The organism is uncultured Mailhella sp., assembly GCF_944324995.1.
GTDB lineage: Bacteria > Desulfobacterota > Desulfovibrionia > Desulfovibrionales > Desulfovibrionaceae > Mailhella.
Map to the genome: position 1 here is coordinate 1 of NZ_CALUYL010000037.1, position 24,445 is coordinate 24,445.

Below are 24,445 nucleotides of genomic sequence, written 5' to 3' on the forward strand. Positions count from 1 at the left end.
CCTCCCGGCTTCGCCGGTTCGGCAGGACAGGGTGAACGGGAAAATTATGCGAGGAGCAGAGGGCGAAGGGGGGAGTGTCTGCCGGAAGGCCGTCTCCCGACGCTCTGGGGCCCGCGACCTGTCTTCAGACGGTCGCGCCGACGGTGGCAAGTAGCCGGAATTTACTTCCGGCGTTAAACGCAGCCGCCGTCGTGCAAGTGATGCAGTCCGTACAGTGTGTCTTGCGCAAACGGGCAGTTGCGGGTACTCGGGAGAAGAAGAAAGAAAAGGAAGGTCGCCCCGGGCGCGCGGCAAAAGGAGTAAGGTATGGGAAAGATATTGCAGATTCGCGTAGGCGCGTGGACGTACAACGAAGATGAAGTGGTGGCGGCCTGGCCGCGGCTTTCGGCGCTGGTCTGGTCGGAACTTGACCGCTGGGGTCCTGCGGGCATGAAGCGCGGGGTGACGGAGCTTGCGGAATATCTGCCCGATGCGCTGCGTTTTGCGGATATTTCGGAGGAGAGCCGGAAGACGCTGATGCCCGGGGCGAAGAAGGTGACGGACAAGCTGAACGAGATGCGCTCGGCGCTGGCGGACTGGGACCCCCGAAAGGCCAATGCGCTGAGCGACGAACTGGAAGATGCCCTCACCGAGCTGGAAAAGCAGGCTCCCGAGGATTTTCTTGCCCTTGCCGACGGAAAGTAGAAGCTGCGGTGAGGATGCCCCCTCGGGGAAAACAACCTGGGGGAATTGAAAACCCCTCGGGGAATGGGAATGATTGAGCCGCGGGCGGAGAAGGGCCCGCGGTTTTTGTTTTTTTTGCGGTTACAGCACGGTGCGGCCCACCAGCGTGGCGCCGGCAATGAAGATCATGACGAGCAGGAGCTTGCGGAAGGTTTCCTGCGGCATGCGGCGCACCACGGGAATGCTGATGAGCACGCCGAGGAAGACGAAGGTGAGGGAGACTCTGACGGCGTCGTACACGGCGCTGGAATAGAGACCGGCCTTCCACTGCATGGCGATGATGCTTGCGTTGATGAAGTTGAAGTACATGCTGGTGGTGGCGAGGGCGTTTTTCTGTTCCCAGCCGCGGAAGGCGGTGTACACGGCGAGGATGGGGCCGCCGAGGCTGGTGCTGGCGGTAATGAAGGCGCAGCCTGCGCCGAAGATGAACGCCGTGGCGGGATGATAGGGGAGTGTGGCGCGCACCTTGTGGGAGAGGAGCTGCCAGGAGACGAAGAAGATGAGCAGCACGCCGATGGTGAGCATGAGCACGGTGCCGGAGAGCATGGTGAGCATGGCCACGCCTGCGGGAATGCCCACGATGCAGCCGAGGGTGAGCCAGATCATTTCTTTCCAGAGGATGTAGCGGCGGTAGATGATGGAAAGGGCGAGGGGGGCGACGCCGCTGGAGATGCAGGCGATGAGAATGGCCTCCTTGGGGCTGGCGATGAAGGTAATGAGGGGCATGGCGACCATGGCCGCGCCGATGGAGGTAACGCCGTGAACGAATCCGCCGAGCAGCCAGGCGAAGGCGAGCCAGATCACATGGGCCAGAATCATGACAATCTCCTGAAAAAATGGTGATTTCTCATAAGGGAAAAAAACGGGCAAGTTGTCAAGAGGGAATGCGGGGAAAAGGGCCGCGGGGCGTAGAGAGAAGTTTTTTTCGCCTGAGCTTGCGGGCTCGGGGAGAGTTTTTGAGCGCGGGGCGCGGGGCCTGGATGCGGGGGGAAGAGCGCGTGAAGGTTGAACGTCTTCTATGCGCCTTGCCATAAATTTGCGAAACGATTAAAGTGCGGGCGTCTGTCATCTGTGAGGACAAAGGATATTCATGCCCAGACTTGCCGTTTTTCATGCCGACAATCTGGCGGTGCTGCGAGCGCTGCCGGACGCCTGTGTGGACCTCATTTATATTGATCCGCCGTTCAACACGGGAAAGGTGCAGCGTCGCACGCAGCTTGCGACGGTGCGGGACGATCACGGCGACCGTGTCGGATTCAAGGGGCAGCTTTATCGGACCATCCGGGGCAAGACCAGCGGATACGACGACAGGTTTGATGATTTTCTGGGCTTTCTTCAGCCGCGCATGGAGGAAGCGTACCGCATACTTGCGCCGGAGGGCGCGCTGTTTTTCCATCTGGACTACCGGGAGATTCACTACTGCAAGGTGATGCTGGACGGCATTTTTGGCCGCGCGTCGTTCATCAACGAGATCATCTGGGCGTACGATTACGGAGCGCGCTCGAAGAAGCGCTGGCCGGCGAAGCACGACAATATTCTCTGGTACGCAAAGAATCCTGAGAAGTTCACGTTTAATTTCGATGCGATGGACAGGATTCCCTACATGGCGCCTGCGCTGGTGGGGCCGCGGAAGGCGGCGCTGGGCAAGACGCCGACGGATGTGTGGTGGCACACGATAGTGAGTCCGAACGGTCGGGAGAAGACCGGCTATGCCACGCAGAAGCCGCGGGCGATCATAGATCGGATAGTGAAGGTGCATTCCAATCCCGGGGATATTCTGTGCGACTTCTTTGCCGGAAGCGGCACGCTTGGGGAATCGGCGTTTGAGCTGGGGCGCAATGCGCTCTTGGTGGACAGCAATCTCGAAGCCGTGCATGTGATGAAGAAGCGTTTCAGCGGCAAGGATGTGGAATGGCGTCGAGGATCGGCGCGCGTCCGTCAGGCGTTGAGCGATCTTGAGGAAGCGCGGGATGCCTTTCGAGCGGAGGCCTCGCTCGGAGCGACGAAGGCTGCGGACGAAGCGGGCACGCCGCCCGCCGAGGGGAAAAGAGCCGGAAAAGTGAAGGCGAAGAAGCCGGGCGCTGCGGAAGGGACGCCGGGCAAGGCTCCGACCAAGGCAAAGAAGCCCGGACGCCCGAAGACGAAGGCGGCGAAGCCTGCGACGAAGACGGCGAAGCCGACGCCGAACGAGGACAAGCCGGGGCGTACCCGCGGGAGCCGGTGAGGGATTCGTGCCGGAGCGGCTGAAAGAGCCGCGTTGGAGCCGTTGCGGAGCCGGACGGCATTTTGCACTCGATTGCGAGGCGGGCGAGGCCCTCATGACGGAGGATTTGTGCCGCATGCCCCGCGCGGCAGGAACGATAAGCGTCGCCTTTTGCAGGCGGCGTTTTTTTTATCTGTGGCCGGAGCGGCGACACCTGTACGCAGGGCCGTGGGCCCACCATCCTGTGAGCCTCGGCTCCGTACAGGCAACGCCCCCTGCCGCAGGGCCCGAGGCAGCCGAGGAGGCATCAGGCTGGTTGTCGTGGGGGGGGCCGGGGATGCAGTCGGGGCGCGCTCGGGGAGCGGGTCGGGCGCTGGGGAATGTTTTCGGGGCGCCCGGGAAATTCGTGGTTGCACTTCGTGACGGGCTTCTCTGCCGTCGTTCTGCGCGCCGGGCTTGATGCCCGTTGTTTTTTTCGCTCCGTGTCCATGTCCTTTTAAACTTAAAGCCTGCGGCAGGAACGATTCTTGCCGCAGGCTTTAGTGAGGAGGACTATGTAAAGCGGGGCGCCTCAGGCTGAAAAAGCGCCCCGCATGGCAGGGAAAAAGGAACGGAGCGTTCCCCGAGAGGAGGGGCTGACAAAAGCAGGCGCAACAAGGGGGGAAAAGCGCGCAGCGTATCCGTTCCGGGGGGAAAGGTTTTTACCGGCGTCGAAGCCCTTGGGAAGATTCCCCGTCATCCCGGGGCGTCGTGCCGGTTGCCGTGGAGCCGTTGTCCCTGCGGTTCGATGGGAGTCGGCCTGATCCGCGGCGAAAATATGTTTGGTCGGCGGCGCTGAGTCCGCCGCGTCCTGCCTCTATTTGATGATGAGGGCGAGCACCGGAATGAGCAGCAGCGAGACGAGCGTGCTCATGATGACGGCGGCCGAAGCATCGTTGGAGGCGACCTTGTAGGAGTCGCTCATGGCGTAGGCGAGGGTGCCCACGGGCATGGCGGCGAGCAGCACGCCCATGGAGCGCCACATGGGTTCGGTGTGAAAGGCGGTGAGCGCGATGAAGGCTATCACGGGCTGGGCTATCTGCTTGCCGATGAGAATGACGGCCTGTCTGCCGGGATGAAACACGCTGTTGTCGCCGTGATTGCGCAGTCTTGCGCTGATGACGATGCCGAGGGACACGAGGGCGCAGGGCATGACGGAATTTCCGAGGGCGCGGCAGGGGGACTCGATGACGGCGGGCACGGGAGTTCCGGAAGCGTAGAAGGCTGCGCCGCCGAGGGTGGCGAGCACCACGGGATTGGTGACGAGCGCAAGGGCGATGGTGCGTATGGGATGCCGTCCGCGGGCGCCGTTGTTGACGAGAATGAACAGGGTGATGAGCACCATGGGGATTTCGAGAATGTTGGTGAGGGTGCTGGCGAGCACGACCACGGGGCTGCCGGGATACAGGGCCATGAGCACGGGCAGGCCGACGAGCACCACGTTGGGGAAGCTGGCGAGCATTGACAGCACCACTTCCTCCCGGTAATTTGTATCGAATTTAAGGAAGTGGAACACCGGAATCAGCGCGCCGAAGGTCACGAACAGGCAGACGGCGAATCCGGCGAGAAACGCCTCATGGTCGAGATCTTCGGGGCGGCACTCGGCGATGGAAAGAAAGATCAGGGCCGGAAGTCCGAGGTTGACGAGGAACTGATTGAGGGTCGTCGAGCCGAAGGGGGGCACGAGTTGAAAGCGTTCAGCGAGCATGCCCAGGAAGATCAGCACAAACACGGGCAGCAGTAATAAAAAAACATCCCACATGGGAATCTCCAGACGGGCGCAGGGCGCGCGTCATTTGCATTCGTAATTGTTTTGGATTTCGCCTTTCGGCCGGAAGGCGCGGAAACACAACATGCAGCAAATGCAGCGGCGGCGCAAACGAGATTTCTTGTGGGCTGGGATAAGTTTTTCTTATGATAGAGAATCCACCGTTGAATGCGCTGGCGGCCTTTGAAGCGGCGGCGCGGCTGGGCAGTTTCACCCGGGCAGGGGAGGAGCTGTGCGTCACGCAGGCGGCCGTGAGTCAGCACATTCGGCATCTTGAGGATTACCTGGGAGTGCCGTTGTTCATCCGCCGTGCGCCCGGAATCCGACTCACGCCGGACGGGGAACGGTATTACGCGGCGATTGCGGGTGCGCTGGACACGTTGCGTCGGGAGAGTGCGCGTCTTCGGCGCGGGGTGGGGCCGCTTTCCGTGGTGGCGGAGGCGAGTTTTGCGAATCGCTGGCTGGCGCCGCGACTGAGTCGTTTTTGCGAGCGCTGTCCGGATATTGATATTCGTATTGGACCGCATCCGGGGCACCCCGTGCTGGGGCCGGAGGTGGATGTCATTGTGCGGCTGGACATGCCGGAGACGCCCGGACTTTTTATGGTGCAGCTGCCTGAGGAGCGATTTTTCCCGGTGTTCGGCCCGGACTACTGGCGCGATCACGAACGCGACTGGCAGACCGACCGGCTTTTGCGTTCTCCGGAAGCCGGGGAACAGGAATGGAAGGCGTGGTTTCAGGCGTCGGGACTGCGACCGAACCTGCGATTCGGGCCGATGTTTCAGTTTTCGTACATGGCGCTTTCCGCGGCGGCGGAAGGCCGGGGCGCGGCGCTGGCGAGCTCGCTTCTCGTGGCCGAAGACCTCCGCGCCGGACGCCTCGCCGCCCTGCGCACCCCCACGGTTCCGGTCAGAAGCCGCTATACCGCGGCCTGCCTCGCCGAAGCCGCCCGCACCCCCCGCGTGAGCGCCTTCTTCGCCTGGATGCAGGACGAACTCTCCCGCGACAAGGCCGAATTCCCCGACTGCTTCCCCGATTCCCGGGAGTGAAAGGCAGGAAAGGCATGCGGGGGAAATAATTCCCCCCGCACCCCCCTGATTCTGCCTCGCAGCTAACGCTGCTTCGGCAGGACAGGGTGAACGGGATGATATGCCCGAAGCAAAGGGCGAGGGGGGGGAGTGCCTGCCGGAAGGCCGTTGTTCAACGCACTGGGGCCCCGGGCGACATCAGGAGCCCGGCCGACGGCAGGCAAGTAGCCGGAATTCACTTCCGGCGTTAAACGCAGCCGCCGTCGTGCAAGCAATGCAGACCGTACAGTGTGTCTTGCGCAAACGGAACGTGGCGGTACTCGGGAAAAAAAGGTCGGGCATAAGTAGGCGGGATTCACTTCCGGCGTTGAACGCAGCCGCCGTCGTGCAAGCCTCGCATCCTGTACGGCGTGTCTTGCGCAAACGGGGCATTGCGGCACTCGGGGAAGGAATTTGTACTGACGGGCGTCCGGGGCCCCCTCGGCTTTATCGGGTTGACGAGCCAGACAAAGGGCTCTATAAAAATGTCTTTGGCGCGTTTTCAGATGGCCGGAACGGCCTTCTATTTTTCAAGGTGCGTCCTAAGGAGAGATATATGTCGAACATGACAATCGTTGGTGCGCAGTGGGGCGACGAAGGCAAGGGTAAGATCGTCGATCTGCTCACTTCCGAAGTGGATATGGTGGTCCGTTTTCAGGGCGGCAACAACGCCGGACATACGGTCATTGTTGATGGCCAGAAGTACGTCCTGCATGTCGTGCCCTCGGGCATACTTCATCCCGGGAAGATGTGCGTCATCGGCAACGGCGTTGTGCTCGATCCTGAGAGCTTCCTTGAGGAGATAGACGCCCTCCAGAGCCTCGGACTCGACGTCAGCCCCGAAAGACTGAAAATCAGCTACAAGACGCATCTCATCATGCCGTATCATCGTGCCATCGACGGCGCGCGCGAAGGCAGTGCGAAGTCCAAGATAGGCACCACCGGCCGCGGCATCGGCCCCTGCTATGAAGACAAGAAGGCCCGCGTGGGCGTGCGCGCCGGCGATCTGACCGATCCCGAAGTGCTCCGCGCCAAGATTGAGCACGCCCTCAAGGAAAAGAACGTGCTCTTCACGCAGCTCTACGGCCTGCCCGCGCTGGATCCCGAAACCGTGTTCAACGATCTCATGGCCATTGCGCCGCGCCTTGTGCCCTATCTGGCCGACGTGTCGAGCCTCATCATCGATGCCGACGCCGCCGGCAAGAGCATCATGTTTGAAGGCGCGCAGGGCGTCATGCTCGACATCGATCACGGCACCTATCCTTTTGTGACGTCGTCCAACGTGGTGTGCGACAACGCCTCCATCGGCTCGGGCGTGCATGCGGGCATGATCGATCAGCGCATCGCCATCGTGAAGGCCTACACCACGCGCGTGGGTTCCGGCCCGTTCCCCACGGAACTTTTCGACGACATGGGCGAATTTCTGCGTCGTCAGGGCGGCGAATACGGGGCGACCACCGGACGTCCGCGCCGCTGCGGCTGGCTTGATCTGGTGGTGCTGCGGGAAATGGTGCGTCTTTGCGATCCCACGAGCATTGCGCTCACCAAGGTGGACGTGCTTTCCGGTCTGAAGGAAATCAAGTTCTGCGTGGCCTACGAGTACGAGGGCAAGGTGATGCAGTATCCGCCGCAGACCCCGCGCGGACTCGACAACGCGAAGCCGGTGTTTGAAGTGCTGCCCGGCTGGGAAGAGGATCTTTCCGGCTGCACGGACTGGGATTCCCTGCCCCGCAACTGCCGTCGCTACATTGAGCGCATCGAGGAAGTGCTGGGCGTGAAGGTGGGCTACATTTCCGTGGGTCCCGACAGGAATCAGACCTTCCGTCACTGATATGGCGGCGGGAAAAAAAGAAAGTAAGACGGCTGCGCGCCGCGTTGCGCCCGAGGACGTGCTCCCCGGCGTGGACGAGGCGCGCGCCTCGTTTTCCGGCGCGCTGGGGCCGGAGCTGGCCAGACAGCGCGGCTTTTTGCAGGCCATGCGCGAGGAGCCGCCGCAGCTTCTGCACCTGGAAGGCGGCGATGCGTCGTCGCGGGTGGCGCTGGCCCTGTGGTGGGCGGCGCTGCTGAACTGCGAGGAGCAGGGCGACGAGCCCTGTCTGCGCTGTCATTCGTGCCTGAGCATCGGGGCGCGGATGCATCCCGATCTTTTTCTGCTCGACGGCCGCGTCGGATCCATCAAGATAGACGATGTGCGGGGGCTGCGTCCGGTGATGGGCGAGAAGCCGCATTTTGCGCGTCGGCGTGTCATCGTGCTGGCGGAAGCGCAGTCGCTGGGCGTGGAAGCGGCCAATTCGCTGCTCAAGGTGCTGGAAGATCCTTCTCCCGACACGTGTTTTGTGTTCACGGCGCCGCAGCGGGAGCGGCTTTTGCCCACGCTTGTGTCGCGCGGATGGGTGATTACGCTGCCCTGGCCGGAAACCGGACGCGCGTTGCCGGAGGCCATGCGGGTATGGGAAAAGGCGCTCGCGCAGTTTGCGACGGAGGGGCGCGGCTGGTTTGACTTGTCGCAGTCGCGCAACGGGCTGGATGCGGCCACGGCGCAGCAGGTGGCGCTTGTGGGACAGAAGGCGCTGGCGGACTGCCTTGCGGGGCGGGAATCCGGGGCGCTGGCGGCCTTGTTCCGACCGCTGCCGGAAGAGAGTCTGCTGGAATTGTCTGATATTTTTGTGGAGTGTCAGGATGCGCTCATTGCGCAGGTGAATCCGCTTCTGGCGCTCGACGCCATGGCCACGGGCGTGTATCGGGTGGTGCGCGAAGGACGAGGTCGTTCACGTCGGAGTTCTTGACAGAGGGGCATATCGTTCCTACCTTTTCGGGTACCACTATTGGAGGTCTTTTGATGAGTCAGGAATTTGAAAATAAGGAAGCTCTGAACGAGGAGCCGGAACTCGAAGCCGGGGAACAGCCGCAGACCGAGGAAGCGCCCGTTCAGGAAAAGTCGGAAGACGAACAGCTTGAGGAGTGCCGCGCCAGACTCTGCGCCGCCTGCAATGTGGCCGCCGAGGCCAACGCCGTGAAGCTGCGCGCGCTGGCCGAAATGGACAACTTCAAGAAGCGTGTTCAGCGCGAGAAGGAAGAACAGGCGCGCTACGCGGCCGAGAAGGTGCTGGCGGATCTGCTGCCCACGCTGGACAATCTGGATCTTGCGCTGCAGTACGGCGGACAGTCGGAAGAGAGCCGGAACATGATGGTGGGCGTGGAAATGACGCGCACCATGCTGCTCGACGCGCTGAAGAAGCACGGACTGGTGCCTGTGGGCACGGCGGGCGAGGCATTTGATCCCAACAATCACGAAGCCGTGGGTCAGGAAGAGGCCGAGGGCGTGGATGCGGGATGCATTGTCCGCGTGATGCAGAAGGGATATCGTTTGAACGATCATCTGCTGCGTCCGGCCCGCGTGATCGTTGCCCGATAGGATTCCTTTTGAAAAACGTTGCGGAAACGGAGAGGCCTCTGGGCAGCTCCGTTTTTGTGTTGGACGAAGGGGAAGGGGAGTCGTTTCCGCCGGATGGTGGCGCAGTTTGCGGCGTGATTTGCGGCGCGGACAGCCCGGGGCCGGATGCGCGTGAGGAAGGCGATTTTGCGCAGAATGCGCGGAATGTTTTCAATCGCGGCGCGGGTTTCGGAAGGCGGGGCGATGGAAGAGTCATTGTAGCTAATGGAACAGGAGAAATACTATGCAGGTACTTCTTGTGAACGGCAGTCCGCATGCCAAAGGTTGCACGTTTACGGCGCTCTCTGAGATTGCCGCCGAACTGGAAAAGCAGGGCATCGGCTCGCAGATTTTTCAGCTGGGCACGCAGCCCATTGCGGGCTGCATCGGATGCGGCGCGTGCCGCAAGACCGGTCGCTGCTTCCGCGACGACAAGGTGAACGAAGCGCTGGCGCTGATTCCCGAGTTTGACGGATTCGTGTTTGGTTCGCCGGTGTACTATGCGTCGGCGTCCGGCCAGCTGGAAAGTTTTCTCGACAGACTGTTCTTCAGCGGCTCGTCGCTGTTTGCGAACAAGCCGGGCGCGGCCGTGGTGAGCTGCCGCAGAGGCGGCGCGTCTGCGGCGTTTGAGCAGATCAACAAATATTTCGGCATGAACAACATGCCGGTGGTCACGTCGATTTACTGGAACCAGGTGCATGGCAACACGCCCGACGAAGTTCGTCAGGACGCGGAAGGTCTTCAGACCATGCGTCAGCTTGCCAGAAACATGGCGTGGATGCTCCGCTGCTTTGAAGCGGGCAAGGCTGCCGGCGTGCCGCTGCCGGAGAAAGAACCTGTCATCCGCACCAACTTCATCCGGTAGGAGAAGGTGCGATTGAGGCTCCGGGCAAGCCCTGAGTCGTGACGGTCGGGCGTTCTGCAAAACTTCGGTTTTGCGGAACGCCTTTTTTGTGCGCGCGGGGAGCTCCTGTTCCGGGGAACGAAAGCGCGGGGCGCGTCGTGTTTGTTTGACAAAGCGAGGGGTGAATTCTGCGGAACATGGACGGATGCGCGGCCCGGGCTGCGGCTGTTTTCTGCGGCGTTGTCCATTTTCGGCGGCGTCGGATGTTTCCTTCCTGGCGCATCGCCCGTTCCCTGCGGTTTTCTCCCTTCTCTGCTGTCGTTGTCCGTTGCGGCGATGGTTGTTTCTCTCCCGGCGTCGCTTCCTGCGGCCTCGGGTGTGCTCATCTCGGCAATCGGTTCGCGTCGCTTGTTACCGACGTTGTCCGGGGGCTTGTCCCGTTTTTTCCTGAGCGTGGGAGGCCGCGGGCTTTTGGGGAAGGGATGCGTCCTTCCTTGAAAATGCTCGAAAGCCGGACGCGAGTCCGCCCCGGCTTGCCGTTTCTTTCTTCCGCCCCGAAAGAGAGCGTTGTGAGCGATTTCGGACTTGCCACGCTGCTGCGCGCCGTGTACGCTGCTGCACGGCGGATGCGCAGAGAATTTGCGCTTTCGTCTGACGACTTCTCGATCACGTCGCTCCTCCTGGGCAGACGCCGGACAGCGCCGTGCCGCAGCCTGGGGCGCGTTCCCGCCTGCGCCTGCATGCGGAACCCAGCGCCGGGCGGCTGCGTCTCGACGAGCTGTGCCGCTGCGCGGAGGCCGAGTCTTTCTGCGCTGCTCGCGCGTTCTCGCGGCACAGGGCGTCACGCCGTGCCGCTGCCTCGAAGCGCGGCGCGTGGAAAAACGTCTGCCGGAACGCGGTCTCTCGCCGAGGCGGCGTTGCTGCCGGGCTTTTGCGATCGAGTCATCTTATGAACAGTGTTACCCTGTTTACGGGCGTCGCCCCCGGACGCTGTCGGGAGCTTTTTTCCGCAAACGGGCCTTCCCGAGCCGGTTTATGAACATGTCCAGCACAGCCGTCGGTCATGCCGCGGCGCTTTTTACCGTTGTCGTCTGGGGCGTCACGTTTGTGTGTACCAAGGTGTTGCTCCGGGATTTTCAGGCCGTGGAAATCCTGTTTCTGCGCTTTGCCATGGCTTTTTGCGCTCTGTACCTCGTCGCTCCCGGACGCCTGCCTCACATGACGCCGCGCCGTCACGCCATCACGGCCGCCGCCGGTCTCACGGGCACATGCCTCTATTACCTGCTGGAAAACATCGCGCTCGATCATACCATGGCGTCCAACGTGGCGGTCATTCTCACGGCCGCGCCGCTTTTCACCGGACTTGTGGGGCGCTTCGTGTTCCGCAGCGGCGAGCATCTGGGACTCTTCTTCTACCTCGGCTTCCTTGTCGCCATGACGGGCATTTGCCTTATCAGCTTCAACGGCGCGCAGCTTTCCCTGAATCCGGTCGGCGACCTGCTCGCCGTCTCCGCCGGACTGGTCTGGGCCTTCTACGCCTGCCTTACCAGCATCATGGGCACGTGGGGCGTCTCGTCCATCCAGATCACCCGCGCCACCTTCGGATGGGGCCTGCTGTTCATGATTCCCTGCATGCCCCTCTTCGGCTTCGACTGCAATTTCGCCAGACTCCTGCGCCCCGTCAATCTCGGCAATATGCTCTTCCTCGGCCTCGTCGCCTCCGCCCTCTGCTTCACTACCTGGAACATGGCCGTCCGCACCCTCGGCACCGTCCGCGCCAGCCTCTATATCTACCTCGTCCCCGTCATCACCGTCGCCGTCTCCGTCGTCGTCCTCCACGAATCCCTGACCTGGCTCTCCGCCCTCGGCACCATCCTCACCCTCGCCGGCCTCTTCCTCTCCCAGTCCGAAAAACGATAGAAAGGCAGGAAGAGAGGAAAGGCAGAAAAGGCAGGAAAGGCATGCGGGGGAAATAATTCCCCCCGCGCCCCCCTGTTTCCGCCGAAGGCTGCGCCATTCGGCGGGGCGGGAGTGCGGGCGCAGGGCGTGTTGCCGAAGCTGGCGGGAGTTCGGAAAGGCAGGGGACTGCGGATGCCGGGGTGCTTGGCGAGCGCTGTTCGGGCTGCGGACTCAGTGCAGGTGTGCGCTGCTGCGCCCACCTGCGGTGGCCGACTCCTGTCCGGCCTTCGCCGGACAGTCGTGAGTAAGGAAGGGATTTCCAGATTTTTTTGGGGGGAGAGAAGCGCTCGGCTTGATGTGATTGCTTTCTTTCAACGCTCTGGGGCCCCGGGCGACGTCAGGAGCCCGGCCGACGGCAGTGCGTAGCCGGAATTTATTTCCGCCGTTAAACGCAATGCCCGTCGTGCAAGTGATGCAGTCCGTACAGTGTGTCTTGGGCAAACGGGCAGTTGCGGGTACTCGGGAAAAGAAAAAGGTCGGGCATAAGTAGCCGGAATTTACTTCCGGCGTTAAACGCAATGCCCGTCGTGCAAGTCTCGCATTCTGTACAGCGTGTCTTGGGCAAACGGGCGGCGGCGGGCACTCGGGCTCATGGCAGGCTGTCTGCAAAAAAAGGCCGCGCAGCCTTGCTCCGATGTGGAGCCAGGCTCGGGCCTTTTGTGTATTGACGGGCGACGGAGAAGGGGTTCCGCCGAAACGGCGGTCGCTTCCCCCTTGTTTTATGTTGGAGAATTTGACCGGCAACCCTTGATCCTGCCGACCGGCGAAGCCGGGAGGCAGAATCAGGGGGGTGCGGGGGGCTTGTCCCGACTTTGTCGGGGAATTATTTCCCCCGCATGCCTTTTCTGTCTTTTCTGCCTTTCCTCTCTTCCTGCCTTTTCTGCCTTTCTTCTTTACGGCTTGACGGCGCGGGTGGCGAGGAAGCAGGGGCAGAATCTGTCGAGGAGGCGTTCGCCGCCGAAGGAATCCTCATAGAATCCGTTGATGACGAAGCCTGCGGCGATTTGTCCCTGGATCTGATCGGAGAGGGAATGACCGAATTCCACGGCGTCGCCCTTGCGTTCGAGGTCGTCCTTGCTGAGGTAGTCGAGGTCGGAGTAGGGGAGGGGATACTTGACCTGCAAGATGCCCTGTTCTTCGAGTTTTTCGTCGAACATGTAGAACACGGGGTTCATGAATCCGCTCATGAGCACGCCGCCCTTTTTGAGCACGCGGAAGGCCTCGTTCCAGACCGGCTGGATGTGCGGAATGAACACGTTGGACACCGGATGCACAATGATGTCGAAGGATTCGTTGTCGAACATGGACAGGTCGGTCATGCTGGAGCGCACGGTGTGCATATTGAGATTCTCTCTGCGCGCCACGGAGCGATCCTGTTCGAGCTGGGCTTCGGAGATGTCGAGCACGGTGACGTCGGCCCCTGCGGCCGCGAGCACGGGGCCCTGCTGACCGCCGCCCGAAGCCAGGCACAGGATGCGCTTGCCCTTCACGGGCGGAAACCAGGCTGCGGGCACGGGCTTCTGCGCGGTGAGCAGGATGCACCAGTTGCCGTTTCTGGCGTTGTGTATGACTTCGTCGTCCACGGGAACGGTCCACGGGTTTTTCTGACGGACCTTTTCTTCCCAGTTTTTGCTGTTCAAGGCAATGATGTCCATAGTATCTCCTTTGAGCATGGGCCTCGACGCAGGGAATCGGCGTTTCGGCGGATGCGGAATCCGGGCTGCCGCGTCATGCGGACGGGCGCAGAGCGCCGTGCAGCGACCCGGCGGCACGCGACGGGCGCGTGCGGCGACGGATTTCAGGCGCACCCGCGCTGCGGCGAAGCGAGTTGCGGCGCGAGCTCGGCGCAACGATCACGCGGCGAAGCGGCCCGCGTGAGGCGCGCATCGCAAAAGGGCAAGGCTTGCGCGGGAGCGCGGCCTTGAGCGCCGACAAATGTCGCAGCGTGCGGGGCGGCCGCAGGGGCGCGGCAGAAGGCGGAATCCTGCGAGGGGGGGAATCGGCGAGAATGTCGGGGGGATCAGTCCTCCTTTTTTTTCTTGCCGAAGTGGAGGATGTGTCCCATTTTTTCCTGTTTTGTGCGCATGTAGTGTTCGTTGATGTCGCACAGACCGATTTCAATGGGAACGCGTTCCGTAATTTCGATGCCGTAGCCTTCGAGGCCCACGATCTTGCGGGGATTGTTAGTCATGAGGCGCAGGCGGCTGATGCCGAGGTCGCGGAGAATCTGGGCTCCGGCGCCGTAGTCGCGCAGATCGGGGGCGAAGCCGAGTTTGATGTTGGCTTCCACGGTGTCGTAGCCCTGTTCCTGGAGGGCGTAGGCGCGTATTTTGTTGGCGAGGCCGATGCCGCGGCCTTCCTGACGCATGTACAGCAGCGCGCCGCGTCCTTCCTTTTCTATCTGCATGAGGGCGGCGCCGAGCTGATTGCCGCAGTCGCAGCGCAGGGAACCGAAGGCGTCGCCGGTGAGGCATTCGCTGTGAACGCGCACGAGCACGGGCGAGGGATCGACGCGTTCATCGACGTCGCCTTTCACGAGGGCGATGTGGGTGTCGGAAGAGGCGTCGCTTTCGTAGGCGATGATGCGGAAGGTGCCGTACTTGGTGGGCATGTTGGCTTCGGCCACGCGGCGGACGGCGAGTTTGCCGTGGCGCATGTGGTAGCGGATGATGTCGCGAATGGCGGCGATGTGCAGACCGTGTTTTTCGGCGAAGGCTTCGAGATCGTCCATGCGGGCGACGGAGCCGTCTTCCTTGAGGATTTCGCAGATGACGGCGGCCGGACGCAGACCGGCGAAGGCGGCGAGATCGGAACCGGCTTCGGCGATGCCCACGCGGGTGAGGACGCCGCCGCGACGGGCGCGCAGCGGGAAGACGTGACCGGGGGTGACGATGTCGTCGGGACCGGCGTTTTCGGCGACGGCGGCGAGAATGGTGGTGGCGCGGTCGGCGGCGGAGATGCCGGTGGTGACGCCTTCCCGGGCCTCGATGGACACGGTGAACGCGGGGGTGTGCCCGGCGTTGCTGGAGGGCATGAGGGGCAGATTGAGCTTATCCGCCATGTCGGGGGAGAGGGCGAGACAGACGAGGCCGCAGGCGTGACGCGCCATGAAGTTGATGGCGTCGGGATTGACGAGCTGGGCGGCCATGACCAGATGGCCGCTGCATTCACGATCGTCGTCGTCGACGACAACGATCATCCGTCCGTTGCGGATGTCGTCCACAGCCTGTTCGATGGAGCAAAGAGAAGAAAGCTGACGCATGACAAACTCCCTGGAGATGTCCACATCAGGGCCGCAGAAGGCGCTAGGAGAGAGGAGAGGCTTCAGAATACTGAGGCGAGGAATCCATTCTCTTTCTTCCGGACTGTTACCGTCGGCCCCGGATTTGCACCGGATCTGCGCTTTTTCCCTTGAAAACGCGCCCGCGGGCTTCCCCACGGAATAGGGGGATCACCGCCGGTGGGGACTTTCACCCCGCCCTGAGAGTTCTTGTATGTTTTAATGTCCTGGCGGCTGGTGTCAAGGGGAGAGGGGGGAAAGTTTCCGCGTTTTGGGCGGTTTGCGGTCGGTGAAGGATGCTTTTTCGGCGGTTCCGGCCGGAAAGAAGGGCGAATGCGGACGTTTTTTGCGGAAAAAGGCGGGCGCGGGGAAAGATGAGTGCGGCAAAGCGCAGACGAAGGCGCAGGGAGCGTGTCGCGGAAGGGAAGAAAGCGGGAAAGCGCGAGAAATGCAGGCAGGCGCGGACGTGCGAGCAGGGAAACTCGCGGAAGCGTAAACAAGAGCGGGAGGCAGAGCGGAGCCGTGGCTCGGTTCGTACAGACCGAAGGAGTCGTCGGCGGGGGCAGCCGTACAGTCGAAGGGGCAGGGAAGAGCAGGCGCAAGGGCGGGATGCACAACCGGGGGCGCAGGGGCTGCGAGAGTGCGGCAGGCGCGAGGATCAACGTCGCCCGGCTTCGTCGTCGTGAAGCATGGCACGGGGAAGGCGGGGGAGGCGGATTCCGTCGGCGCTGGAGGCACACTCCAAAGGGCGGCGCAGGAATCACGCCTTTCTGCCCCTGCGCAGCTCCCTTTTTCGCCGTCCAGCTTTTCGGGGACTGTCTTCTTCCTTTTTTCTGTATCTGGGCTTCTCCCGGCGCGTTCTTTTTCCTTCCTCGCCCTCGCCGTCCTTCGGCTCCCCGCTTTTTGTCGTTTTCCTCTCCTGTCTCACGCTCAGGGCCTCACGGCAAGCTCGTTTCGCCTTGTTTTGAAACTCCCCGCGCTCTCAAAAAAACGCGCGGCTGCCGCGGCAACGCTCCGGCGTCTGGCCCTCACGCTGTCCGGCCCGTGTTCCCCGCGGTTGCGCCCGCCCTTGGATTGCTGCCGCGATGCCTTTGCCGCGTTTGTCCTGCCGCGTCGGCCCCGCTTGCCTCACGTTGTTTTGCCCCTGTTCAAGGCCGCGCGGCTCAGGCCCCGGAACAGAAAAATGCTTGCAAGAACGGGAAAAAAGGGATATATAGTCCTACCAACATAAGGTCCGGTTGAGTAACCCGTCGGCGTTTTTCCCGAACGCCCCGGCGTGCTGCGGCAGGATTGCGGAACGGCGTTTTGCCGAAATTCCGCAGAAAGCCGGATTCGCAGTGGGAAATCTCTCCTTTATTGGGGAGTTTAGATAAAGGGCAGTTGAGCTGCCTCTTCTAAAAGAAGCCCGGAAGCTAGCGCCGGGCTTCTTCTCTATCGGAAAGCCGGATGCCACCGGCCCGCGCAGGCTAGGCGCAGGGCGTTCCCGCAGACTCGCCCGCCCCCCGGAATCTTCCCTCAACACGCCGCGCCGTTCGGCCTGCCCCGCGCCGAACCCCGAAAGGCCCGCGTCCCCATAAAATCATGCGCCGCTCTCCGTTCCGCGCTCGATATAGATAAGGAGGCTTTATGGTTCCCATTTTTTCCGCTACGCCGTCCGAACTGGGTGAATCTTCCGCGCTGGCCGAACTCCAGCTCCTCCCCGATCAGGAACTCATGAGCCTCTGGGAACAGACCCAGTTCGCCGTCGCCGCCCTCGAAGGCGCAGGCGGCAGCGCAAAAACCGCCCATACCTACGAGTTCGCCGTGCTCATGGAAATGCAAAGACGACTCGTCTCCCGCCCCTCCAGCGAACTCTTCGGCTCCGCTCCCTCCGATGCCCTCCCCAACCCCGCCCCCCAGTCCGCCCCTAAACTCATGGTCGTCAAAGCCTGAGAAAAAAGCAGAAAAGGCAGGAAGAGAGGAAAGGCAGGAAAGGCATGCGGGGGAAATAATTCCCCCCGCACCCCCCTGTTTCTGCCTCCCGGCTTCGCCGGTTCGGCAGGCAGGCGCTGGCGGGAAAGCCGGGCGCGTTGCCAAGGACGGACGCAAGTACGGAAAGGCTATGCAGCGAGGCTTGGAGTGCTTGGCTGGCTCCGTTCGGGCTGCGTACTCAGTGCAGGTGTGCGCTGCTGCGCCCACCTGCGGTGGCCGACTCCTGTCCGACAAAAGTCGGACAGTCGTGAGTAAGGAAATATTTCCAGATTGTTATCGGAGAAGGAATCGGCCCAGTGTGGTGGAGTCGATTTCGGTTCAGCCGCCGGGGCGGGGAAAGTGTCTGCCGGAATGTTGTCTCCCAACGCTCTGGGGCCCCGGCCGACGGCAGGCAAGCAGCCGGAATTCACTTCCGGCGTTAAACGCAGCCGCCGTCGTGCAAGCCAAGCAGTCCGCACAGCGTGTCTTGTGCAAACGGGACATGACTGACGCAGGGCGCTCGCATGTCTGCGCCCACCTGCGGTGGCCGACTTCTGTCCGGCCTGCGCCGGACAGTCGTGTCAAAGGAAGAGATTTCCAGATTTTTATCGGAGAAGGAATCGGCCCAGTGTGGTGGAGTCGATTTCGGTTCAGCCGCCGGGGCAGGGAAAATGTCTGCCGCAAGGCCGTCTCTCAACGCACTGGGGCCCCGGGCGACATCAGGAGCCCGGCCGACGGGCATAAGTAGCCGGAATTCACTCCCGCCGTTAAACGCAATGCCCGTCGTGCAAGCCAAGCAGTCCGCACAGCGTGTCTTGTGCAAACGGGACATGACTGACGCAGGGCGCGCGCATGTCTGCGCCCACCTGCGGTGACCGACTCCTGTTCGGCCTTCGCCGGACAGTCGTGTCAAAGGAAAGGATTTCCAGATTTTTATCGGAGAAGAAATCGGTTCAGCGTGGTGGAGCCGATTTCGGTTCAGCCGCCGGGGCAGGGAAAATGTCTGCCGCAAGGCCGTCTCTCAACGCACTGGGGCCCCGGGCGACGTCAGGAGTCCGGCCGACGGCAGGCAAGCAGCCGGAATTCACTTCCGGCGTTAAGCGCAGCCGCCGTCGTGCAAGCGGTGCAGGCCGTACAGCGTGTCTTGCGCAAACGGGCCTGCGTGTTCTTTGGGAGACTGCGGAGAGGGAAAGCCCTTTTTCAAAAGGGTTTCCCTCTTCCCCCGCAGTCTCCCTCTCTTCTACGCTTCGGCAGCGGGGTGTCTTTTTTCCCAGAGGCGCATGTCTTTCATTTTTTTACGGCGGACGCGCTGGATGGATTTACAGACGAGGGGGGTATCGCTTTTGATGCCCCACTTTCTACGGTAGGAATCGGCGTCGAGGCCGTGTCTGGCGAGGTGTTTTCTGGTAATGAGTTTGAAGGATTTGCCGCATTCGAGGCAGGTGATGCTTTTTTCCCGGATGGATTTGGAGGGAGCGGGGAGGGAGATTTCCTCTTCGTCGTTATCGGGGAGCGGGTTGTTTTCGAGGTTTTTGAGGCTGGCGGCCAGGGTGCGGATCATGGTCACCATTTCTTCTTCCTGCATGACGCGGACGGACGACTGCGCCTTGACGAGTTCTATGGCCTGTTTGAGATAATCATCCATGGGGGTCCTCCCGTAGTTTTTTCGAATCGATGAGGCGCAGCGCGAAGCGTTTGCGGCCGGAAATTTTTTGTGGGGCGATCCGGCGGAGAGAAGTCCGGATCGCCCGGTACGGACCCGCTCCGGCGACGTACCGGAGCGGGGGCAGGGCTAACGAGAAGCCCCGCGAACATGATGCGCCAGGCCGCAGTTGACGGCGTTGTTGTGTCTGACCCAGGCGTCGAAGAGGATGCGGGACACGAAGATGGCGGTGAACATGGAAGCGACGATGCCGAGCGCCAGGGTGACGGCGAACCCGCGGATGGGCCCGGTGCCGAACTGGTAGAGCACGGCGGCGGTGAGCAGGGTGGTGAGGTTGGAGTCGAGAATGGAGCTCTGGGCCTCGCGGAAGCCTGCATCGATGGCGCGGCTCATGGTGAGGCCGCGTTTTATTTCCTCGCGTATGCGTTCAAAGATGAGAACGTTGGCGTCCACGGACATGCCTATGGTGAGCACGACGCCTGCGATGCCGGGCAGGGTGAGGGTGGCTCCGAAGAGTCCGAGCCCTGCGAAGAGCAGGCTGATGGTGAACACGAGCATGGTGTTGGCGAGGAGCCCGGCGAGGCCGTAGCAGACCTGCATGACCACCATGACGCCGATGGCGCCCACGGCTCCGGCGATGAGGCCCGCGCGGATGGAATCGGCGCCGAGGGAGGGGCCGACGGTGCGTTCTTCGAGCACGGAGACCTTGGCGGGCAGGGAGCCGGAACGCAGCACCACGGCGAGATCCTGGGCCTCTTCGGTGGTGAACGAGCCGGTGATGGAAGCCTTGCCGCCGCTGATTTTCTGCTGGATCACGGGGGCGCTCTGGACAACGCCGTCGAGCACGATGGCGAACTGCTGATGGATCAGTTCTTCGGTGACCCGTTCAAACTGATCCGCACCCCGCGGGCTGAACTGGATGGACACGCATGGCTGATTGCGTTCATCGAAAGCGGGGCGGGCGTCCACGATGTCCTGACCGGAGAGCAGGGGTGCCTTGTCGAGGATGAGGCCGCCGGAGAGATCGTTCTTGCCGGCGGCGGTCCAGGAGCGCGAGCCCGTGACCAGCGGATACCACGCCGTGCCCGGAGGCATGATCGTGGAACTGGGGCTGACGTCGTACCGAACACGGTGGAAGGTGAGCTGGGCGGTGCGCCCGATGAGCTGAAGGGCGCGCGCGGTGTCGGTGACGCCGGGAAGCTGAATCTGGATCTGATCGTCGCCCTGGCGGCGGATGTCGGGTTCCGCCACGCCGAAGGCGTCGATGCGTCCGCGGAGCGTGCGGATGGTCTGATCCATGATGCGTTCACGGAGTTGTTTTTCCCATTCGGGGCGGAAGGAGACGAGGAATTTTTCCCCGGATCCGGACGAGATGGCAGACCCGACTGCCATCTGTCCGAATCGGTCGCGCAGCAGGTTGGAGAGTTGTTCGATTCCCTCGTGTTTGAGCGGCACGAATTCCAGCGTTCGACCGTCGGCCTGACGGAGGAGGCGGGTCCTTATTCCCGCATCGTTGGCGCTGGAACGGATATCCTGCCCCAGAAGGGACAAAGATTGAGAAACGGCCTGATCGACGTCTGCACCGAGGGTGAGGTTGATGCCTCCGCGCAGATCGAGGCCGAGACGAATGGGATCAGGCAGCCACGCGTCGAGGGCGCGGGGCGGCACAAAGAAATTGACGGATATGCAGGCGGCGCAGACAAGAGCCGTCAGCAACGCGACGCAGGAGCGCCAACGCAGGGAACGCATGAAAAATCCTCTTGGAGCGTTCGGGGGCCGTGGTCGCGTTGATTGGCGCGCGTGAGAAGGCAATCGGCGCAGGAGCGCGGATTGTCGCAGATCGTGCGGGCGCGGCGGGACTGAAAAGGAACGCTCGGAACGTAAGTGCAGACGCAATGCCCGTCCGCGGGGGCGGAACGGGAACTCAGGCCATAACTAGACGTTCGCAGAGGAAGGGGGAGCGAGGGAGAACCAGTGGATGAGCCCGTGACTTTCCGGCGGACAGGCGGGCACGTCGAAGTACTCCTGAGCGCAGAGGAAGAAGTCGGGCAGGGGAGGCGTGGGGGGCAGGGCGGCAGGAGCGTCGCCGCCGTCGAAACCGGTGGAGGCGTTCTGCTGACGTTTGCCCGGCGAGCGCAGGGATGTGCCGTCGGATTCGGCAAAGGTCTTGAGCTGGGAGACCGGATTGCTGATGCCGCTTACCGCGAGGGTGAGCGAGGCCATGCGGAAGCTTTGGGTCTCCTTGCTTTCCCCGGCATGTCCGTGGGGGGGCATGAAAAGGACGCAACAGATCATCAGGAGCATGATCCTGATGCCGAGAGAAACTCTGTTCGTCGTGCCTTTCATCATGTTTCTGCCTTTCTCCACAGCTTGACTATGACGTGTTCCGGGCCTTTGTCAAGGGGCGGGAAAGGCAAAAGGAGAAATTAGCGCCAGCCGGAGCACACATCCACCCATCCGCGGGAGCAGGAACAGGTTTCGAGGTCGGCGGGGGAGAGTTCGATGCTGCTGTTGTCGCTGCCGCAGGCGGGGAACACGGTGTCGAAGCGGCGCAGGGATTCGTCGAGGAACACGTCTGCGGAGTCGGGAACGCCGAAGGGGCACACGCCGCCCACGGCGTGGCCGGTGCGAGCTTCGACCTCTTCGGCGGGAACCATTTTGACCTTTTTCACGCCGAAGGTCTTCTTGAAGCGGGAGCTGTCCACGCGGGCGTCTCCGGCGGTCACGAGAAGGATGGTGCGTTCGCCGTTCAGGAAGGACAGAGTCTTGGCGATGCGGCAGGCCTCGACGCCGAGAGCGCGGGCGGCGAGATCGACGGTGGCGCTGGAGAGCTCGTGTTCCTGCACGTCGCGGTCGCGGTTCCAGCGGCGCAGATGGGCTTTGGCTTTTTCTATGGACATGGGAAACTCACTAGGCGGCGAGCATGAACCAGGAAGCGGCCATCATGACGGCGTAGGCTGCGGCGCCGAGCGCGCCGAGTATGGCGGCGAGGCCTGCGAGGTTGGCCCACAGGGGATTGCCGGAAAAATGCGTGCGGCTGCGCCAGAGGCCGAGGCTGGCGAGCAGGCCGTAGAGCAGGGCGAGCAGGGGCCAGACGAGGAAGGCGGTGGAACCGTGCCAGCTTTGCAGATCGAGCAGGGGAAAGAGCAGGCGGGTGAAGACGAGGTGTCCGACGAGGGGCACGGACACGCAGAAGATCCAGAAGGTGACGGTGAGGGAGAACTCGCCGTTCATGAGCTTTTTGACGATGTTGCGGGGAGCGTGCTGCTTGTCGCCGCCGGAGGCGGTGAAGAGTTCGGCGGCGCGCTTGCCTGCGCCTTTGCCTGCGGGAGTGCTGGACATAACGATCCTTGAAGAGCTTAGCGCGCGGAGCCCAGGATGTTGCGCAGTTGTCTGGGCAGGTTGAGATCGAGATCAATGGCCTTGGACGAAAGGGTGCGGTTGCCGTCGGCGTCGAGGGAGTAGCGCGGCGAGGGGAGACTGCCCTCGAGGCGCACGGGAAGGGCGGCGCTGCCGGGAATCTGCACGGAGCCGGAGGCGTCGATGGTTTTTTCCACGAGATCGACGTTGCCGGAGCCGGAAAGGGAAAGGCGGGGAGCTTCCATGGCGAGCCTGTCCACGGAAAGCTGACCGTTTTTGACGGCGAAGGAAAGGAAGAGTCTGTCGAAGCGGTTGGAGGAAAGCAGGGTGCCTGCGAGCGGAATGCTGGAAGGCAGAATGCTGAAGGAGGTTTCGACCTGGGACGAGGTGAGACTGCCCTTGCCGTTGAGGGAAGGCAGACCGCGGGAGGTGGTGAAGGAGAGGGAGGCGTTGATGGAGCCGCTGCCCGTGAGCAGGGGCTGCTCGGCGATGGCCTGGGAGATGTCGTTGAGATTGGCCTGCGGCACGCTGAAGTTGACGGAGAGCCGGGAAGAGAGGGGCGTGGTGGGCAGCATGACGGTTTTCATGGATGCCGTGACCGGGCTGCCGGCGAGAATGCCGGAGAGGGGATTGAATTCGTAGGTGCCGCTTTGTCCGGCGAGGCGGGTGTGAACGCTTTCGAGGTGGACGCGGTTCCAGCGCAGGTGTTCGGCGGAGAGCTGAAGATTGACGCGGGGCCAGCGGGTGAAGTCGCGGTTTTCGAGTTTTTTGGGCGTGGCGTCGCTGCTGCTGCGATAGTCGTCGAGGCTGAGGTCGCCGAGCTTGAGGTCGCCGGTGATGACGAAGGGGCTGTGCGAGATGACGAGGTTGCCGGAGAAGGTGAGGTCGTCGGCGTTGCCCTGGATGTTGGACATCTGCATGCGACCGTCGGACCAGCGCATTTCTGCGGCGAAGGAGCAGTCGCTGAAGATGCTGTGATCGGCGAAGGGCAGCGGATGATGAATGATGGAGCTGATGCGCTGCGGATCGCCTTCGATTTCGACCTTGAGTGTGGCGTCTCCCCTGACGGGATCGCTGTACATGCGGGCGAGGGAGGCGACGCTGCCGGAGGCGGTGGCGGAGAGATCGGGGCCTTTGAAGCGCAGCTGGGAAAGGGTGAGGGCGTCGCTGTCGAAGTCGTAGTCGAGTTCGCCGGAGAGGTTGAGGTATTCGCGGAAGGCGACGCCGTTGCCCGGGGTGAGCATGGCCTTTTCGATGGCGAAGGAAGCCTTGTCCTTGTTGAGGAGGGCGGAGCAGTTGAGCTCGATGCCGGCGTGGAAGAAGGGGGAGGAGCCTTCGATGTCGGTCTGGAGAACGAACTTGGTGGCGGTGCCGGGGTGGACGTTGGTGGCGCTCAGGGTGACGGGGGCGAACACGATGGTGGAGCCGTCTGGCTGAATGAGGCACACGCGGCCGCGGTTGATGCTGATGTTGTCGGGAGCGATGCGCAGGGCGTGGAGTATGCTCTGAATGAGGTCGTCGAAGTCGCGTCGATGTTCCACGCTGGCGGGGATGCCGTTGAGGTATTCCATGAGGGGCTTTTTGAGCTTCATGGTGAGGTTGAGGTCATCGACGGAGAAGTTTTTGATGCTGAATTTGCCGGTGAGCAGGGCGTGGGAGGAAATCATGACCGAGGCGCGGCTGAAGCTGAAGCTGAGGCTGCCGTCGGGGCGTTTCCAGGAGCTGGCGGCGAGTTCGAGGCCGCGGTTGGGGAAGAGGGTGAGCTCGGGGGCTTTTTCGGAAACGAGGGGGGCGCCGGTGCTGTTTTCGACGTAGGCGTTGAACTTGTCGACGATGATGTCGCTGTTGGTGGCGACCAGCGTAAAGAGACCGCCTCCGGCGACAAGGACGAGAAGAACGAGAACGATGAGTATTTTTCGCAGCATCTGAGTATCCGGCGAACGGGTTAATGGGGATACAGTATACAGAATCGGCGGAGGCGGCAAGTCCCCTGATGGTCGCGGGGCGTGATTGATGGGGAATGGGGGGATGGCGAGGGGGGGGATGAGGATGCGCGAAGACGCGGGGCGGGCGCAGTGGGGGGACGGGGGAGGGCGTGAGCAGGAGCGGGAAAAATGTGGAGGAAGAAAACGAAGGGATGCGACTGCGCCGAGGAG

19 protein-coding genes and 1 riboswitch are annotated in these 24,445 nt (G+C 62.4%); of the genes, 9 read left to right on the top strand and 10 right to left on the bottom strand.

The features are described from left to right. Positions 1-306 precede the first annotated feature (306 nt). A complete protein-coding gene (locus Q0K02_RS11855) occupies positions 307-684 on the top strand; it encodes a hypothetical protein (RefSeq protein ID WP_294489199.1) in 378 nt (125 codons plus the stop codon). Between the two features lie 120 nt (positions 685-804). Here the strand turns inward: Q0K02_RS11855 and Q0K02_RS11860 are convergent, their stop codons facing one another. After that, entirely contained in the window at positions 805-1,542 is a 738-nt protein-coding gene (locus Q0K02_RS11860) for a sulfite exporter TauE/SafE family protein (protein WP_294489202.1), read from the bottom strand. Positions 1,543-1,879: 337 nt separating this feature from the next. Between Q0K02_RS11860 and Q0K02_RS11865 the strand changes: the two genes are divergently transcribed. Next, entirely contained in the window at positions 1,880-2,947 is a 1,068-nt protein-coding gene (locus Q0K02_RS11865; RefSeq protein WP_294489205.1) for a DNA methyltransferase, read from the top strand. A gap of 835 nt (positions 2,948-3,782) precedes the next feature. On the opposite strand, the gene Q0K02_RS11870 is transcribed toward Q0K02_RS11865, so the two are convergent. Beyond that, positions 3,783-4,727: an AEC family transporter gene (locus tag Q0K02_RS11870; protein WP_294489207.1), complete on the bottom strand. Its 945-nt coding sequence runs from the start codon at positions 4,725-4,727 to the stop codon at positions 3,783-3,785. A gap of 152 nt (positions 4,728-4,879) precedes the next feature. On the opposite strand from Q0K02_RS11870, the gene Q0K02_RS11875 reads away from it, so the two are divergent. The 6 genes from Q0K02_RS11875 to Q0K02_RS11900 all read left to right on the top strand — a co-directional run bounded on the left by Q0K02_RS11875 (position 4,880) and on the right by Q0K02_RS11900 (position 11,997). Next, a complete protein-coding gene (locus Q0K02_RS11875) occupies positions 4,880-5,782 on the top strand; it encodes a LysR substrate-binding domain-containing protein (protein ID WP_294489210.1) in 903 nt (300 codons plus the stop codon). A gap of 574 nt (positions 5,783-6,356) precedes the next feature. Then, positions 6,357-7,631, top strand: coding sequence for an adenylosuccinate synthase (locus tag Q0K02_RS11880; RefSeq protein ID WP_294489214.1), 1,275 nt, complete (start codon positions 6,357-6,359; stop codon positions 7,629-7,631). A 70-nt stretch (positions 7,632-7,701) separates the two neighbouring features. Continuing rightward, positions 7,702-8,586 (top strand): DNA polymerase III subunit delta, encoded by an 885-nt coding sequence (locus Q0K02_RS11885; protein ID WP_294489218.1) that lies wholly within the window; start codon positions 7,702-7,704, stop codon positions 8,584-8,586. Positions 8,587-8,639: 53 nt separating this feature from the next. Continuing rightward, positions 8,640-9,215, top strand: coding sequence for a nucleotide exchange factor GrpE (grpE, locus tag Q0K02_RS11890; RefSeq protein WP_294489221.1), 576 nt, complete (start codon positions 8,640-8,642; stop codon positions 9,213-9,215). Positions 9,216-9,477: 262 nt separating this feature from the next. Then, entirely contained in the window at positions 9,478-10,098 is a 621-nt protein-coding gene (locus Q0K02_RS11895; protein WP_294489224.1) for a flavodoxin family protein, read from the top strand. Between the two features lie 1,020 nt (positions 10,099-11,118). Then, entirely contained in the window at positions 11,119-11,997 is an 879-nt protein-coding gene (locus Q0K02_RS11900; protein WP_294489226.1) for a DMT family transporter, read from the top strand. 932 nt (positions 11,998-12,929) lie between these two features. On the opposite strand, the gene Q0K02_RS11905 is transcribed toward Q0K02_RS11900, so the two are convergent. Together Q0K02_RS11905 and ribA are read right to left on the bottom strand one after the other, a co-directional pair. Further along, positions 12,930-13,691, bottom strand: coding sequence for a class I SAM-dependent methyltransferase (locus Q0K02_RS11905; RefSeq protein ID WP_294489227.1), 762 nt, complete (start codon positions 13,689-13,691; stop codon positions 12,930-12,932). Between the two features lie 365 nt (positions 13,692-14,056). Then, positions 14,057-15,298: a GTP cyclohydrolase II gene (ribA, locus tag Q0K02_RS11910; protein WP_294489230.1), complete on the bottom strand. Its 1,242-nt coding sequence runs from the start codon at positions 15,296-15,298 to the stop codon at positions 14,057-14,059. Positions 15,299-15,380: 82 nt separating this feature from the next. Next, a riboswitch (FMN riboswitch) is annotated at positions 15,381-15,528 on the bottom strand. A 1,414-nt stretch (positions 15,529-16,942) separates the two neighbouring features. On the opposite strand from ribA, the gene Q0K02_RS11915 reads away from it, so the two are divergent. After that, positions 16,943-17,248, top strand: coding sequence for a hypothetical protein (locus Q0K02_RS11915; protein WP_294489233.1), 306 nt, complete (start codon positions 16,943-16,945; stop codon positions 17,246-17,248). Between the two features lie 1,258 nt (positions 17,249-18,506). Here Q0K02_RS11915 and Q0K02_RS11920 read toward each other — a convergent pair. From Q0K02_RS11920 to Q0K02_RS11945, 6 genes are all read right to left on the bottom strand, one after another. Further along, positions 18,507-18,911: a MucR family transcriptional regulator gene (locus tag Q0K02_RS11920; protein WP_294489236.1), complete on the bottom strand. Its 405-nt coding sequence runs from the start codon at positions 18,909-18,911 to the stop codon at positions 18,507-18,509. 147 nt (positions 18,912-19,058) lie between these two features. Then, a complete protein-coding gene (gene secD / locus Q0K02_RS11925; protein WP_294489239.1) occupies positions 19,059-20,678 on the bottom strand; it encodes a protein translocase subunit SecD in 1,620 nt (539 codons plus the stop codon). Between the two features lie 186 nt (positions 20,679-20,864). Continuing rightward, positions 20,865-21,152, bottom strand: coding sequence for a hypothetical protein (locus tag Q0K02_RS11930; RefSeq protein ID WP_294489242.1), 288 nt, complete (start codon positions 21,150-21,152; stop codon positions 20,865-20,867). Between the two features lie 203 nt (positions 21,153-21,355). Further along, positions 21,356-21,829 (bottom strand): YbaK/EbsC family protein, encoded by a 474-nt coding sequence (locus Q0K02_RS11935; RefSeq protein WP_294489245.1) that lies wholly within the window; start codon positions 21,827-21,829, stop codon positions 21,356-21,358. Positions 21,830-21,839: 10 nt separating this feature from the next. After that, positions 21,840-22,271, bottom strand: coding sequence for a hypothetical protein (locus Q0K02_RS11940; protein ID WP_294489247.1), 432 nt, complete (start codon positions 22,269-22,271; stop codon positions 21,840-21,842). 17 nt (positions 22,272-22,288) lie between these two features. Next, positions 22,289-24,214, bottom strand: coding sequence for an AsmA-like C-terminal region-containing protein (locus tag Q0K02_RS11945; protein WP_294489250.1), 1,926 nt, complete (start codon positions 24,212-24,214; stop codon positions 22,289-22,291). Positions 24,215-24,445: the final 231 nt, after the last annotated feature.

What these genes read in the sequence shown, in the direction of transcription:
- Q0K02_RS11855 (WP_294489199.1), top strand. Translation starts at nt 307, where the DNA reads ATGGGAAAGATATTGCAGATTCGCGTAGGCGCGTGGACGTACAACGAA.
- Q0K02_RS11860 (WP_294489202.1), bottom strand. Translation starts at nt 1,542, where the DNA reads ATGATTCTGGCCCATGTGATCTGGCTCGCCTTCGCCTGGCTGCTCGGC.
- Q0K02_RS11870 (WP_294489207.1), bottom strand. Translation starts at nt 4,727, where the DNA reads ATGTGGGATGTTTTTTTATTACTGCTGCCCGTGTTTGTGCTGATCTTC.
- Q0K02_RS11875 (WP_294489210.1), top strand. Translation starts at nt 4,880, where the DNA reads ATGATAGAGAATCCACCGTTGAATGCGCTGGCGGCCTTTGAAGCGGCG.
- Q0K02_RS11880 (WP_294489214.1), top strand. Translation starts at nt 6,357, where the DNA reads ATGTCGAACATGACAATCGTTGGTGCGCAGTGGGGCGACGAAGGCAAG.
- grpE (WP_294489221.1), top strand. Translation starts at nt 8,640, where the DNA reads ATGAGTCAGGAATTTGAAAATAAGGAAGCTCTGAACGAGGAGCCGGAA.
- Q0K02_RS11895 (WP_294489224.1), top strand. Translation starts at nt 9,478, where the DNA reads ATGCAGGTACTTCTTGTGAACGGCAGTCCGCATGCCAAAGGTTGCACG.
- Q0K02_RS11900 (WP_294489226.1), top strand. Translation starts at nt 11,119, where the DNA reads ATGTCCAGCACAGCCGTCGGTCATGCCGCGGCGCTTTTTACCGTTGTC.
- Q0K02_RS11905 (WP_294489227.1), bottom strand. Translation starts at nt 13,691, where the DNA reads ATGGACATCATTGCCTTGAACAGCAAAAACTGGGAAGAAAAGGTCCGT.
- ribA (WP_294489230.1), bottom strand. Translation starts at nt 15,298, where the DNA reads ATGCGTCAGCTTTCTTCTCTTTGCTCCATCGAACAGGCTGTGGACGAC.
- Q0K02_RS11915 (WP_294489233.1), top strand. Translation starts at nt 16,943, where the DNA reads ATGGTTCCCATTTTTTCCGCTACGCCGTCCGAACTGGGTGAATCTTCC.
- Q0K02_RS11920 (WP_294489236.1), bottom strand. Translation starts at nt 18,911, where the DNA reads ATGGATGATTATCTCAAACAGGCCATAGAACTCGTCAAGGCGCAGTCG.
- secD (WP_294489239.1), bottom strand. Translation starts at nt 20,678, where the DNA reads ATGCGTTCCCTGCGTTGGCGCTCCTGCGTCGCGTTGCTGACGGCTCTT.
- Q0K02_RS11930 (WP_294489242.1), bottom strand. Translation starts at nt 21,152, where the DNA reads ATGGCCTCGCTCACCCTCGCGGTAAGCGGCATCAGCAATCCGGTCTCC.
- Q0K02_RS11935 (WP_294489245.1), bottom strand. Translation starts at nt 21,829, where the DNA reads ATGTCCATAGAAAAAGCCAAAGCCCATCTGCGCCGCTGGAACCGCGAC.
- Q0K02_RS11940 (WP_294489247.1), bottom strand. Translation starts at nt 22,271, where the DNA reads ATGTCCAGCACTCCCGCAGGCAAAGGCGCAGGCAAGCGCGCCGCCGAA.
- Q0K02_RS11945 (WP_294489250.1), bottom strand. Translation starts at nt 24,214, where the DNA reads ATGCTGCGAAAAATACTCATCGTTCTCGTTCTTCTCGTCCTTGTCGCC.